The following is a 15,403-nucleotide window of genomic DNA, read 5'->3' as shown; positions in this document are numbered from 1 at the left end:
AATAGATGACAGAAGATGTAAAAAAAGCTGATGGGACTACCCCAAAAAAATTGAGTTTACAACGTAGAACTAAAACGACAGTGAGTACTACAACGGGTGGTAAAGCAAAAGAAGTACAAGTCGAAGTACGTAAAAAACGCACGGTGCCAACAGATGCAGCACAAAGAGCGGAAGAAGCGAAATTGAAAGCAATCCAAGAAGCAGAGAGATTAGCAGCAGAAAAAGCAAAAAAAGAAGCTGAAGCAAAAGCTCGTTTAGAAGCAGAGAAAGCTGAAAAAGCAAAACAAGCTGAAAAAATTGAGGAACTGAAGAAAGCACAAAATGCTACAACGTCGAATAAAGTTATTGATGCAGAAAAAGAAAAGCGTCGTGCAGAAGAAGCTGAATTACGTCGCAAAGCAGATGAATTAGCGCGTCAAAAAGCAGAGGAGCAAGCACGTAAAGCTGCTGAAGAGGCAAAACGTTATGCCGAATTAAGCTCTGATGATTCAGAATCTAGTTCAAGCGATGATTATGCTGATTATCATTTAACATCGTCTTATGCTCGTGAAGCAGAAGATGAAGAAGAGCGTCGTAAAGAAAGCCGTAATCGTGGTGGTAAAAATAAAGTAGCTAAGGCGAAAAAAGGCGGTCGTGAAGATGAAAGCTCAAAAACAGAACGTGAATCTAATCGTCGTAATCAAAAAGATGGCAAAAACGGTAAAGGCAAAAATGCGAAGAAAGGTAGTGCATTACAGCAGGCATTTACAAAACCAGCACAAGCGGTTAACCGTGATGTTGTGATTGGTGAAACCATCACTGTGGCTGAACTTGCAAATAAAATGGCAGTAAAAGCAACAGAAGTAATCAAGACAATGATGAAAATGGGTGCAATGGCAACCATTAACCAAGTGATCGATCAAGAAACTGCACAGCTTGTTGCAGAGGAAATGGGTCATAAAGTAATTATTCGTAAAGAAAATGAGCTTGAAGAATCAGTGATGAGTGACCGTGATGTAGATGCGGAATTAGTGACTCGTGCACCAGTTGTAACTATTATGGGGCACGTTGACCATGGTAAAACTTCATTACTTGACTACATTCGTAAAGCTAAAGTAGCCTCAGGTGAAGCTGGTGGTATTACTCAACACATCGGTGCATATCATGTAGAAACTGAAGATGGAAAAATGATCACCTTCTTAGATACACCAGGACATGCTGCATTTACTTCAATGCGTGCTCGTGGTGCGAAAGCAACGGATATTGTTGTTCTTGTTGTTGCTGCAGATGATGGTGTGATGCCACAAACAATTGAAGCTATCCAACACGCAAAAGCAGCAGGTGTACCAATTGTTGTTGCAGTAAACAAAATTGATAAACCAGAAGCAAATCCAGAGCGTGTGGAAACTGAATTATTACAACATGAAGTGGTTGCTGAAAAATTTGGTGGCGATACTCAATTTGTTTATGTATCTGCGAAGAAAGGTACAGGTGTTGATGAGTTGCTTGAAGCTATCTTATTACAATCAGAAGTGCTTGAATTAACTTCAGTTAAAGATGGGATGGCAACTGGTGTCGTCATTGAGTCTTATCTTGATAAAGGTCGTGGTCCAGTTGCAACAATTCTCGTCCAATCAGGCACCTTAAACCGTGGAGACATCGTACTTTGTGGCTTTGAATACGGTCGTGTACGTGCAATGCGTAACGAAAATGGTAAAGAAGTGATAAGTGCTGGTCCGTCAATTCCAGTTGAGGTATTAGGTCTTTCTGGTGTCCCTGCGGCGGGTGATGAAGCAACTGTTGTTCGTGATGAGAAAAAAGCACGTGAAGTAGCATTGTATCGCCAAGGTAAATTCCGTGAAGTGAAACTTGCTCGTCAACAAAAAGCAAAATTAGAGAATATGTTTACGAATATGGCGGAAGGTGATGTTGCAGAATTGAACGTCATTGTAAAAGCTGATGTACAAGGTTCTGTGGAAGCTATTTGTCAATCATTGAATGAGCTTTCAACTGGGGAAGTTAAAGTGAAAGTTGTTGGTTCAGGTGTAGGTGGTATTACAGAAACTGATGCAACTTTAGCCGCAGCATCAAATGCTATTGTACTTGGCTTTAACGTTCGTGCAGATGCATCAGCACGCCGTATTATCGAATCAGAAAGCATTGATTTACGTTATTATTCAATTATTTATGAGCTATTGAACGAAATTAAAGCAGCGATGAGCGGTATGTTACAACCTGAATTCAAACAGGAAATTATTGGTCTTGCAGAAGTACGTGATGTATTCCGTCATCCGAAATTTGGTGCAATAGCAGGTTGTATGGTAACTGAAGGTATCGTAAAACGTAATAACCCAATCCGTGTGTTACGCGATAACGTGGTTATCTTTGAAGGTGAGCTTGAATCATTACGTCGCTTTAAAGATGACGTTTCAGAAGTACGTAACGGAATGGAATGTGGTATCGGTGTGAAGAACTATAACGATGTGAAAGTTGGCGATCAAATAGAAGTGTTTGAAGTGGTTGAAATCAAACGTACGATCTAGTTCTTAACAAGAAGAAAAAAGGCGGATAGGCTAAAACTATCCGCTTTTTGTTTGTGTCAGAAAGATCATTGACGATTTATCCTTCAAAACTTTCAGAAAAATGACCGCACTTTCCCCTTTTTACTTGCAAATAAATCCATCGTTTTGATCAATACAGGCTGCTTTTAAACCAATATAGGCAGGTACTGCAACAATCCCAGTTGCCATATCTGCAAGTGCTGCAAATGGGCTAAGTAGAACTGTACTTGCACTGGGTTTGCTTTCTGCGGGGAGATATTCAGCCTCAGTATGTATTTCTACTTCTTCAGAAAATTGGTAATGATTTTTTGCTACATAATTGACACCAGTCTTAGGTAAATAACGATGACCAACAAGTGTAATTTCTCGATGCCAAATTTTCTTTTCTTTATCTAATTTTTCCAAGTCAATTTTGTTTTGATATTGCTTAATCATACGAGAAAGACCGTTCTTATAAGATTTATTTTTAAAGCCGAGTTCCGTAGCAATCTTTAACTCTTTCGGATTTAATTTACTGATATCTATGATTAAATACAGCGCTGTGGTAATTTCGCTAGGTTTTTCTTGTGTACTTTCAATAATCCCAATTTGTGAATAAATATGTTGTTTAAAAGGCAATTTCACTAATCGAGCAATCATTTGCTTGTTTTTCGGATTTTTTTCTTCTAAAAGGTAATGGTATTTCTCGCCAAATGCCGCAATTTTTTTATCTGTTGTTAAACCAAAGAAGTAAAGGTTATCTTTTTCGAGATCAAAACGAATTCTCTCTGGCTGAATATCTCTTTCATATAAGGCCTCCGTTAATCCACCTGTACAACCAGTTAACAATAAAACCGATAATAATGTGAAGAAATAATGTTTAAAAACATTCATAAAGCCTCCTGATTCATGGAAGATAGCATCAATACCATAAACATTTTGTGCTAAATAATCAATCCTTATTAAAACTGACTTATTTTTAACAAGGAGGTGAAAAATTGCTAAGAAAAATTGGATAAAATAACCTTGAACGTTCAGTTATTTGTATTAAAAATATGGTATTTATGCCAAAATACACGCCTTAATAAAAAATGAAGGAAAAGCAAATGGCAAGAGAATTTAAACGTAGTGATCGTGTTGCACAAGAAATTCAAAAAGAGATTGCGGTGATTTTACAGCGTGAAGTCAAAGATCCTCGTATTGGTATGGTAACAGTCTCTGATGTTGAAGTATCAAGCGATCTTGCATATGCAAAGGTCTTTGTCACTTTCTTATTTGATAATGACGAATCCGCAATTGAAGCTGGAATGAAAGGATTAGAAAAAGCATCGCCTTATATTCGTAGTTTATTAGGTAAAGCAATGCGTTTACGCATCGTACCTGAAATTCGTTTTATTTATGACCGCTCTTTAATTGAAGGAATGCGTATGTCTAATTTGGTAACCAGTGTTGTTCGCCAAGATAAAGAACGTCATATTGATGATGAAGATGAAGTGGTATCAGAGGAAAAATAATGTCAAAACCTCGTAAACGTGGACGTGATATTGACGGCGTTTTTTTGCTCGATAAACCGCAAGGGATGAGCTCAAATGATATTATGCAAAAGGTCAAACGGGTGTTTCAAGCTAACAAAGCAGGACACACGGGAGCATTAGATCCATTGGCAACAGGTATGCTACCAATTTGTTTGGGCGAGGCAACTAAGTTTTCACAGTTTTTATTAGATGCGGATAAGCGTTATCAAGTGACAGCAAAATTGGGTGAGCGTACGGATACTTCTGATGCAGAAGGGCAAGTGGTTGAAAGCAGGGAAGTGAATGTCTCAGAGCAAGATATTCTTGCTGCATTGCCACATTTTCGTGGCGATTTAATGCAAGTACCGACAATGTTTTCGGCGTTGAAACATCAAGGCAAACCATTGTATGAATATGCGCGTGCAGGCATTGTAGTTGAGCGTGATGCCCGTCCAATTATGATCTTTGAATTAAACTTCATTGAATACAATGCACCTTATCTAACTTTGGATATACATTGCTCTAAAGGAACTTATATTCGCACTCTAGTGGATGATTTAGGTGAATATTTAGGTTGTGGTGCCCACGTGGTAGTATTGCGTCGTACTGGGGTCGCTGATTATCCAGTTGAAGCCATGATGGATTGGAAGCATTTACAGGAGCTAGCCGAGAAACAAGATCTTGCACTGCTCGATCAGCATTTATTGCCGGTGGACAGTGCGGTTGCAAAGTTACCAGTTCTAAGCCTAACGGACGAACAAAGCAAGGCGATTAGTTTTGGTCAACGAGTCAGGTTTGATAATGTTCAGCAGCTTTATGGTCAAGTGCGGTTGTTTTCTGCGGAAAATCGTTTTTTAGGTGTAGCGGAAGTGGATCGCAATAATGTGATTCGTCCTCAGCGTTTGGTTACACAAAATTAAGGCAAAAATTCGAAAGCATTTTTGAATAAATTAATAAAAAACTGACCGCACTTTTATTAGGCGGTCAGTTTTTATAGTGGATTAGAATTTATAACTTATACCTAAACTCACCGAATTATCACGATATCTATCTTTACCAAAACGATGCGTAAAGCTTCCCCAAAGGGATATATTAGTACCAAGTTTCATACTATCTAAACCAATTTTAACTTCTTTTAAATCGCGGTTTCCTGCAACATAGAAATTTTCTCCATCAGTAGATACACCTGTGCGATTTTTATTATGTAGCCAGTTTAATTCAATAAATGGACTACCTCCCGCAAATAAAGTTGGTGGTGTTGATAAACGTACGCCCATTCTAGTTGTGAGATTTTTTCTACCATCTAGTTTGTACTCACTGAATGACGGTTTAGATAAATGGCTATAAATAATTTGGAATTGAGGTTGTAAAGTCCAATTATGCGGTAAAATATATTGATAACCCGCTTCAATAGAGGTTTGGAAAGCATTCATTGAGTAGTTAATTCGGCTTTCTGGTGAAGTCACTCTCGTTTTAAAATGGTTATATCCTAACCAGCTATCTACATACCAATTTGAATGCTCTAAAGATGCATATAAACCAGCACCGTAGCCTTTCAATTTACTTTTAGCTTGCTCATCGTCTGATGCTGATTGTGATCTAGCATTATCCATACCTAAATTGATATATGTGCCATATTTCCACTGTTTATCATTGAATATCACATCGCCAAAATCATAACCGATTTGCAATCCATAAGAATTACTAGTAGTTTTAATGTCACTATTGATTAAGCCATTTTTATGGCGATTGTAGAACATACGAGTCCAAAGACGATCTTTGTGCTCTATTTTTGTTGCACCTAAACGATCATAATAAGAAAATGCAAAGAGTTGTTGTCCCGCTGAGATAGACGATGCCAAGTTACCTATTTCATTTCGGATAAGCTTCAGCTGATATAAATACCAGTTCACTTGGTTATTTTCACTCATTGGGGAGAGATAATATTTATATGAGCCAAATTTATTTTGCACTAAGTAGAAGGCATTTTCAGATGAACCTTGTGTTTCAATCAGTTTTGCTTTGCCTTTCATTTGTTTTTCAAGAGTGGAATCAGGGTTAACAATTTCTACTGCAGTAGATCCTGTGGCTTGATTATTAATAATTAACTTATCATGTTTTAATGGTTCAGTTCCCACATTGACACGCATAACGATTTTACCAGATCCTTGGTAATCATCAGAAACAGTGAGTGTATGATGCGATTTATTGTCAGATAAGAAGAGTAATCGCCCTTCATTAATTAATGAACCATTAAACAGATAATCTTTATTGGTAATAATATCAGCTTCTGTGGAGTTAAAAATACGTTGTGAATTTAACTGCCCACCATTCAGACGTAATGTCCCTTTTTCCATAATGACTGATTTAGTGAATTGTAATTCTGCATCATCAAGTACCCAATCACCTTCCAAAGCAAGGTGTTCAAAGCCTTTAAATTTATTAGGATCTGAAAGGCTTCCTCTTTCAAGGAGTTTTAAAATATCATCAGGACCGTGAGCATTAATATTTCCTGTAATATTACTTTTTGAGTTGATCACAACTTTGGTCCGTGCTTGCCGATCGGCTATATTAACATCACCTTCAACAGTACCATTTTGTAAGTGTAAGGTGAAAAGTTCAGCGGCATTAGAAGTTTTCGCTAAACTAAGGTCATTTTTTATTATCCCAGTATTAAAAAAATCACCTTTATCTGCATTGAGAGATAAACCATTATCTATAATGCCGCTATTTTCACCATATAATTCTGGAGAAGTTATCTCATTTTTCGATTTACCTTCTATTTTTCCTGCATTTTTAAAATACGTAGTGTTTATTGCATAAAGATAAAATGCATACGTTGTTGGTGATTTTATGATTGCCCCTTCTCTATTGATCATAAATATATTTTTTCCAGAAATATAGGCAACAGGGTCAGCTTTAAGAGTGGATATAGAACCTTCGTTATCAAGTACAACTACACTATTTTCTGGGTTCTCATAGAGGTTTAACATTACTAAAGGTGTATAGGTTTCACCTACAATATCACCAGTTTTTTTATTATGGAGATAGACATTAGGGGCGTAAATGGTCATCGCATTGGCATTGTTTGCTGTTCCTAATATTTTTCCTTCGTTTTCAACAAAATAAAGGTGTTTAATATGATGTCCGTGACGGCTAGTAAGTACTTCAGCCCAGCTTTCTAAGTGGACTTTATTAAGTACTCGTACTGTATGAGGGTTATGGTTGGAATAAACCGCATAGTTTCTGTCAGCATTGTAATGAACATTAAATGTAACGAACCCTTTGTCATCTTCATTAAGACCGAAACTACTTGGTGTATTTTTTACTTCTATTTTGTTGTACTCTGTTGCGGCCTCAAGTTTTTTAATATTGCTTATTGCCTCATTAATTTTTTCATCAATGAATGCTGGAGCACTTAAAGGTAGGTTAAAGAGTATAACTCCAATTAGAGTGCTTATTGATGTTCTTTTGAATGATAACTTGCTTAATTTCATATATGAATCTCCTTTTTACTAAGGACAGGTAATCATTTTTATGATTTTATTGAGTCAATTATATTGTAATTTTGTTTAATTATAATGCAAGTTAAGGTTGAAAAATATTCAAAAATTATTTTTTATAAAAATAATGAAAAGAAAAGTCAAAAAAACGAGGTGGCTGATTATGCACACCTCGTTGATAAGGTCATATTCAAAAGAAAATTATTTTATGGTGACTCGAGCAAATTTGCGCTTTCCAACTTGGTAAACTGAGGTACCTGTTGAAATAATTAATTTTGCATCTTCTACTTTATGACCATCAATTTTCACACCACCTTGTTGAACCATGCGGTTTGCTTCAGAAGTTGATACAACTAAGCTTGCTTCTTTGAGTAAGTTTGCTAATCCCATTTCGCCTTCAAAAGTAAACTCTGGCATTTCATCAGGTATTGCACCTTTTTGGAAGCGATTGATGAATTCTTGTTCTGCAGCTTCTGCATCTGTATTAGAGTGGAAGCGAGAGATAATTTCTTTTGCTAGCAGTACTTTTACATCACGTGGATTGCGACCATTTTCTACTTCTTGTTTTAACTGCTCAATTTCAGTTAATGGACGGAATGAAAGCAAGTTATACCAATCCCACATTAAATCATCAGAGATCGACATAATTTTACCAAACATTTCACTTGGTGTTTCAGTCACACCGATATAGTTACCAAGTGATTTTGACATTTTCTTTTCACCGTCTAACCCCACTAGTAATGGTAATGTGATAGCCACTTGTGGTTTTTGACCTGCTGATTTTTGTAATTCACGCCCTACAAGTAAGTTGAATTTTTGGTCGGTACCACCAAGCTCAATATCAGCCTCTAATGCAACGGAGTCATAACCTTGTAATAATGGATAAATAAATTCGTGAATCGCAATAGGTTGATTGTTAGCAAAGCGTTTTTTGAAATCATCACGCTCTAACATACGTGCAACTGTATAGTTAGAGGTTAAACGAATCATACCTTCAGTGCCTAATTCACCTAACCAGCTTGAGTTAAATACAATACGAGTTTTTTGCGGATCTAAAATTTTATAGATTTGTTGTTTATAAGTTTCGGCATTGCGTAACACATCTTCACGACTAAGCGGTGGGCGAGTGCTATTTTTACCTGACGGATCTCCAACCATACCTGTAAAGTCGCCAATTAAGAAAATAACTTCGTGTCCGAATTGTTGGAATTGACGTAATTTATTTAATACAACAGTGTGTCCTAAGTGAATATCGGGTGCAGTTGGATCAGCACCTAATTTGACGCGTAAAGGGCGATTTTCTTTTAATTTTTCGATTAAATCAGCTTCTGAAAGCACTTCATCTACACCACGTTTCAGCTCGGCGAGGACTGTATTGATATCCGTCATTATTTTATCCTGTTTTATTTAATATAAAGCTCTACATTATAGTGATTATTCAATAAATGAAAAGAGCAGACAGTGCTTTATCTAGGATTAATATTTGCTGATTCACTTAACATTCATCCAATCAATTTTTGTAACTTTTACAAAAAAATAAGAAAATTCTGTGCCTTTCTTCACAAAAATTAAATTACTCAATTGCATCAGAAATGTTTAATAATAAAATTGAGAATTATTATCATTTTAATTGTTTTTATGGAGAGCATCTATGAACGTAATAAGTAATAAAAAATTGTCCCTTAGGAAAACGAGCCTAGCAATGGCATTACTTTTCTTTTTATTGAATATTCCCTTCTCTTATTCTGAAACAAATTTAGATACTATTGTTGTAGAAGGTACTGAACAAAATAAAGCAGTTGCTGGTAAAGATGATGTATTTCTCAAAGATCAAGTCACTGAATATAAAAGCAAAAAAGAAATTGAAACCTTTCATAACCATTCTGTAGCTGATTTAATCAGTGGTGTGACAGGGGTTTATAGTGGTGATGCTCGTAATGGTGGGGCAATTGATCCTATTATACGTAGCACTTGGGGACAAGGGCGTATTCCTGTTTTAGTCGATGATACGGAGCAAGCAATTACTATTTGGCGTGGTTATTCTGGCGTAAATAATCGAAACTATCTAGATCCTTTTTTAATCAGTGAGGTTAATGTAGAAAAAGGGCCAAATTTAGACCGCTCTTTACGTACAGGGGCGGGGGGAACCGTTCGTATGAAAACATTAAATGCAGATGATATTATTAAACCAGGTAAAAAATGGGGAATTGAGCTAAAAACAGAAACTGCGAATAATTCAATTAAAGCTCGGCCTTACCAGGGGGCAGTGATGGGACAAGACTATCGTTTGGCTGCGCCAGATGGGAGTGCGGAATTAGGGGAGTGGGCTGTTTATTTTAAAAATAACGAGCATATTTTAGCTCGTAATAAAGGGAGAAATAAATTTTTTAATGATAATGCGGCAAGGATTGCTGTTGCTGCCAAAGATGAAAATTATGACGTGTTAGCTGCTTATGCTTATCGTACAAAAGGGAATTATTTTTCAGGTAAACGAGGTGGCAATAAATATGGAGAAGATTTAAAAACACCACCAAACTATGAGTTAATAAATTCTGATGATCCTTATATTCCTTTAATAGCAAAAATCTATCATCCCGGTAAAGAGGTACCCAATACTTCCTATCATAGTAACTCTTGGTTATTAAAAGGAAAATTAAATTTAACGGATACAGCATCTGTGAATGCTAATGTTCGTCATTCAAAAATTAATTATGGGGATATTATGCCTTCTCGTTTGGGGACAGTGTTAACTCGTGATGATGGTGCAGTGCGTGAATGGCCGTTAGCGAATGTGAAACAAACAACAGCCAGTATTGATTTTGCTTATAGCCCAGCAGATAACAAATGGATTGATTTAAAAATAGGACTTTGGTCTGTTTGGAATAAAACGGAAACAAATACTTCTGGTGGTTCGCCTGGTGATGTGATTTTTTATGATAAAAATTGGGGTTATAAGCGTCTTGATGTATTTGATATTGTTGGCGAACGAGAAAATATTGAAAACTTAGAAAGTATTCTGCATACATTACCACTCGAGAAGCAGAAGTATTACCAAAATTTATTATTTGAAGAAGTAAAAAAAATGGCACGTGAATATCTTAAGTCTGATGATGCTGTGCCTAACTTAAATGGCTTATTAAATACTCAACGTGCACAAGTACAGTTTGCTCGTGACAATCATCAAGGGATTACTTTTAGTAACCGATTTGCTTTGCATCCAAAATTAAATTTCGATGTGATGGCGAATTATCGTCGTGAAACTTTAGATAGTACGAATGTATATGATCTTTGGAATAAATATAATATGACACGCGAAACCTGGGAAGAGTCTGAGCATATTTGTTTAGATAAAGATAAATATGGTGCGAAAGCGGATTATATCTGCCGTGCAGATAATGGTGCAAAATCAGGTAACCGCAAAGGGAAACGCAATGAATTTACCGCAGGGTTTAAATTTGAATATATGCCAACAGATTGGCTAATACTCACTGCAGGAATGAAATATACACATTATAAATCGAAAGATATTGGTTTACAGGAAAAAATTAAAGATTTAAGATCAGAAGATCGTATTTATGCGGGACGTATTCCATTCAGTTATCGTAAATATAAAGAGTATGGTTTTTTTACTCTAGAACAAATGAAAAATTATAACAATTATCATATGAAAGACGATTTAGGAGCAAAATTACGTAACCAATTTAGTGAACTCTATGGTGAGCAAGACCCTATTTTTCATACTGATGACCCTAAATATTTGTTACCTAACGGTGAGTTTAATGAGGATAAATACTTACAGGATGTGGAAGCGTTTAATCAATTTCATGAAAAATATTTAGCAGATAATGGTTATGTTGCGCCAACAGAAGCAGAAATTGAGGCAAAAGACTTAGATCCTTGGGAGGGTGAAGAAACCATAATCTATTGGGAGCGTGATCAATATGGGCGATTTTCTCCTGATAGTTTTCCGCTTAATGACGGCCGTATTACTAAACAAATGTTAACGGAAAAAATGAAACATCCACTAACGGGTGAAGAAGTTTATCGACATCAAATTGGCATGAGCGATCCTACAAAACCTGAACGCATTCCATTGACAGCAGCACAATGGGAACAAATGAAAAAAGCCGAGCGTAAAGCGCACGCTTGGGCACCTTCTTTTGCTGCGACAGTGTTTTTAAGCTCAAATGCACGACTTTATGCACGTTATGATGAAACCAAACGAATGCCAAGTATTTTTGAAGATACAATTGGTTATTCCATTGATATTTTAACGCCGTTCTATCAACGTAAACCTGAACACAGTAAAAATATTGAAATTGGTTATGTACATGATTTACGTGGATTTTTCCCAAGTTTAGAGCGAGCAGATCTTCGCTTAAATTGGTATCGTAACACTACATATAATATTTTTGATCGTGACGAGACCTACGAAATGAAGCAGTTTGATAAGCGTATTTTAGAAGGTGTTGAGTTACAAGCACGTTATGATCAAGGTAATTTCTTTAGTGATTTAGGCATTAGCTATAACATAAGAAATAAATTTTGCGATAAAGGTTCGGCAATTACTGATGGTGGCTATATTCAAAATAATCAACTCGAAGTAATGCCAGAATGTGTGAATGGAGGAAATGCGAATGGTTATTTAAAAAATACCATTTTACCTAAGTATTCGATCACCTCGAATTTAGGTATACGCTTATTAGATCGTAAATTAGAGTTAGGCACGAGAATGGTCTATCACACTAATGTAAAAGAAACACGAAACAAATCATTACGCGATGCGGGTTGGTTTGCAAATACTGATAATAACCCTCGTTGGCAGCCAGTTTTCTTAGTAGATGCCTATATGAATTATAGAATTAATTCTAATTTACTTGTGTCACTTTCTGCGACTAATTTGACGGATCGTTACTATCTTGATCCGATGACGAAATCTTCAATGCCGGCACCGGGTAGAACGATTAAATTAGGATTAACTGCAACGTTCTAATTAAATAAGGTTATTAATTAAAAGGCAAATTGCGATTCACAGTTTGCCTTTGTTTTTTATGAGAGAAAAAAGTGCGGTAAGTATTAGGAAAATTTTGCATAAAAAAAACGCCTCTTTGTGGGGGAGGAGGCGTTCAAATGTTGGAGTGATTATCTATTGTTGTTTGAATAGCTAAATGATAATTGTTCTCAAGAATAAAGTCAACAACTTTAATGAAAATTATTATCAATAATCAACTTGCTTTTTATCACCGATATAAGGTACTAAATTTGTTAAAGAAAGATCAGTCGGTTTTTCATCAGAAGAAAAGCTAAATTCTCCAGCATAAGCATAGACTTCCACCCCCTCACGAATAGCTTCTCTTAATAATTTGTCATACTCAGGGTCGATATATTCCGCAACTTTAAAACAATCGAATCCATTGTGTAATCCCGCAAAAAAGACTACAGCACGATGTCCTTGCTTTTTCATCACCATTAATTCACGCAAATGTTTTTGTCCGCGTGTCGTAACTGCATCAGGGAACATTCCAATAGTGTTTTTTACTAATGTGACAGATTTCACTTCGACATAGCAATCAGGCAATCCTTCAGCTTTCAATAAAAAATCGATACGACTATTTTCTTCACCATATTTTACCTCTGGTAGAATTTGCTCATACATGGCTAATTCTTTAATTTGCTTATTTTGTAATGCCTCGAAAGTTAATTGGTTAGAACGGTGCGTATTAATACACACCATATTGCCATTTTTAAGTTGCGTTAATTCCCAAGAATGTGGATATTTACGGGTCTGGCTATCGGAGTGGGAATACCACACAATATCACCAGCCTCACCACAACCTGTCATCGCCCCTGTATTGGCACAATGGATGGTCAATACCTCTCCGTTATCCAATTGAACATCAGCGAGAAAACGTTTGTAACGCCGAATAAGTGTAGCGGATTGAAGCGAAGGAAGTTTCATAGCAAATACCTATAAATCATTTGAAAAAGTGGCGTTATATTGCGAAATTTTCTTGACTATGGCAAGAAAAAATCTGTGAAAAATCCACCGCACTTTTTTATTTGATAGAGAAGTGTGCTGAGTGAAAAATTTTGTTGATAACAATGTTATTTTAAATCATTTATATAAATGATAGGGTTAGAAATAAACAATTTTAGACATTTTCTATTTTTGATTGATATTAAGTAAATAACGTTAAATACGCTATAAAAGTGATAAAAATTTTTTCAACTTTAAAACAATAAGTGATACAGTGGAACAGTTTTGACTTATTGTCATCTTTTAGGAGAGTAAGGTTTTACTCAAAAATTATCATCAATCAATTTGAAGGAAACATTATGTTAATTGGTGTACCTAGAGAACTGCTTGATAACGAAAGTCGTGTGGCGGCAACGCCTAAAACTGTGCAGCAAATTTTGAAGCTTGGCTTTGAAATGATTGTTGAGCATAACGCAGGTTTTAAAGCGAGTTTTGAAGATCAAGCATTTGCAGCAGCAGGCGCAAAACTTGGCTCAGCAGAGCAGGTTTGGCAGTCAGATATTATTTTTAAAGTCAATGCACCAACAGATGCAGAAATTGCTTTAATAAAAGAAGGTGCGACTTTAGTTAGTTTTATTTGGCCTGCACAAAATCCAGAGTTGATGGAAAAATTAGCCGCGAAGAAAATTAATGTGCTTGCGATGGACGCTGTACCACGTATTTCACGTGCACAGTCATTAGACGCATTAAGTTCGATGGCAAACATTGCGGGTTATCGTGCGGTTGTGGAAGCAGCTCACGAGTTTGGTAGTTTCTTTACTGGGCAAATTACGGCTGCAGGTAAGGTTCCACCTGCAAAAGTGCTTGTGATTGGTGCAGGTGTAGCTGGTTTAGCGGCAATCGGGGCCGCAAACAGTTTAGGTGCAATCGTACGTGCGTTTGACTCTCGTCCTGAAGTGAAAGAACAGGTTGAAAGTATGGGCGCAAGTTTCCTTGAGATTAATTTCCAAGAGGAAGGCGGTAGTGGTGATGGTTATGCTAAAGTGATGTCGGAAGAGTTTAACCGCAGAGCTTTAGCCCTCTATGCAGAACAAGCTAAAGAAGTGGATATTATTATCACTACTGCACTTATTCCGGGCAAACCTGCACCACGTTTAATCACTAAAGAAATGGTTGAATCAATGAAACCTGGTTCTGTGATTGTGGACTTAGCTGCGGCAACGGGTGGTAACTGCGAGTTATCAAAAGCGGGCGAAGTAGTTGTGACAGATAACCAAGTGAAAATCATTGGTTATACTGACTTACCAAGCCGTTTACCAACCCAATCTTCTCAACTTTATGGTACAAACTTAGTCAACTTACTGAAATTATTGTGTAAAGAAAAAGACGGTAATATCAATATTGATTTTGAAGATGTGGTGTTACGTGGTGTCACTGTGATTCGTGAAGGCGAAGTCACTTGGCCAGCACCGCCAATTAAAGTCTCTGCGCAGCCACAAAAAGCGAAAGTGGCACCAGTAGAGAAAAAAGAAGAAAAACCAACTGCTCCTCGCATGAAATATGTCGTGATGGCAGGCGCAGCAGCGTTGTTTATGGCAATCGCAGCCGTTGCACCAGCAGCGTTTTTATCACATTTCACCGTATTCGTATTGGCTTGTGTAGTGGGTTATTACGTGGTTTGGAATGTCAGCCACGCATTACATACACCACTTATGGCAGTAACCAATGCGATTTCAGGCATCATCATTGTGGGTGCATTATTACAAATTGCACAAGGTAACTTTTTTATTAGCATCTTAGCATTTATTGCTATTTTAGTCGCAAGTATCAATATTTTCGGGGGATTCAAAGTTACCCAACGTATGCTTGCCATGTTTAGAAAAGATTAAG

At 36.7% G+C, this 15,403-nt stretch carries 9 protein-coding genes; 5 read left to right on the top strand and 4 right to left on the bottom strand.

Going from position 1 to position 15,403, the window contains the following annotated elements:
* The first annotated feature begins 5 nt into the window (after positions 1-5).
* On the top strand, positions 6-2,522 hold the full coding sequence (gene infB / locus CKV78_RS04750; protein ID WP_095075286.1) for a translation initiation factor IF-2: 2,517 nt from the start codon (positions 6-8) through the stop codon (positions 2,520-2,522).
* Positions 2,523-2,642: 120 nt separating this feature from the next.
* Here the strand turns inward: infB and CKV78_RS04745 are convergent, their stop codons facing one another.
* Positions 2,643-3,413 carry a hypothetical protein gene (locus tag CKV78_RS04745; RefSeq protein ID WP_005762449.1) on the bottom strand — a complete coding sequence of 257 codons (771 nt, stop codon included), beginning with the start codon at positions 3,411-3,413 and terminating at the stop codon, positions 2,643-2,645.
* 212 nt (positions 3,414-3,625) lie between these two features.
* On the opposite strand from CKV78_RS04745, the gene rbfA reads away from it, so the two are divergent.
* Positions 3,626-4,033: a 30S ribosome-binding factor RbfA gene (gene rbfA, locus CKV78_RS04740; protein WP_032855181.1), complete on the top strand. Its 408-nt coding sequence runs from the start codon at positions 3,626-3,628 to the stop codon at positions 4,031-4,033.
* A complete protein-coding gene (truB, locus tag CKV78_RS04735) occupies positions 4,033-4,953 on the top strand; it encodes a tRNA pseudouridine(55) synthase TruB (protein ID WP_005762446.1) in 921 nt (306 codons plus the stop codon). The genes rbfA and truB overlap by 1 nt, the downstream gene beginning before the upstream one ends.
* 81 nt (positions 4,954-5,034) lie before the next feature.
* Here truB and CKV78_RS04730 read toward each other — a convergent pair whose 3' ends face one another.
* Positions 5,035-7,530, bottom strand: a complete 2,496-nt coding sequence (locus tag CKV78_RS04730; RefSeq protein ID WP_005762443.1) for an autotransporter family protein — start codon at positions 7,528-7,530, stop codon at positions 5,035-5,037.
* A 207-nt stretch (positions 7,531-7,737) separates the two neighbouring features.
* Positions 7,738-8,925 (bottom strand): tyrosine--tRNA ligase, encoded by a 1,188-nt coding sequence (gene tyrS / locus CKV78_RS04725; RefSeq protein WP_005762441.1) that lies wholly within the window; start codon positions 8,923-8,925, stop codon positions 7,738-7,740.
* A gap of 313 nt (positions 8,926-9,238) precedes the next feature.
* Here tyrS and CKV78_RS04720 point away from each other — a divergent pair, with 313 nt between their 5' ends.
* Complete coding sequence (locus tag CKV78_RS04720) at positions 9,239-12,529, top strand: TonB-dependent receptor domain-containing protein (RefSeq protein WP_231964008.1); 3,291 nt, start codon at positions 9,239-9,241, stop codon at positions 12,527-12,529.
* Positions 12,530-12,754: 225 nt separating this feature from the next.
* Here CKV78_RS04720 and sfsA read toward each other — a convergent pair whose 3' ends face one another.
* The gene (sfsA, locus tag CKV78_RS04715) at positions 12,755-13,495 is read right to left on the bottom strand and encodes a DNA/RNA nuclease SfsA (protein ID WP_005762437.1); all 741 of its coding nucleotides are present in this window, start codon (positions 13,493-13,495) and stop codon (positions 12,755-12,757) included.
* A gap of 377 nt (positions 13,496-13,872) precedes the next feature.
* On the opposite strand from sfsA, the gene pntA reads away from it, so the two are divergent.
* Positions 13,873-15,402, top strand: coding sequence for a Re/Si-specific NAD(P)(+) transhydrogenase subunit alpha (gene pntA, locus CKV78_RS04710; protein ID WP_005762435.1), 1,530 nt, complete (start codon positions 13,873-13,875; stop codon positions 15,400-15,402).
* Position 15,403 lies beyond the last annotated feature (1 nt).

This window comes from Pasteurella dagmatis (genome assembly GCF_900186835.1).
GTDB lineage: Bacteria > Pseudomonadota > Gammaproteobacteria > Enterobacterales > Pasteurellaceae > Pasteurella > Pasteurella dagmatis.
This window is presented reverse-complemented; position numbering and strand designations above follow the sequence as displayed.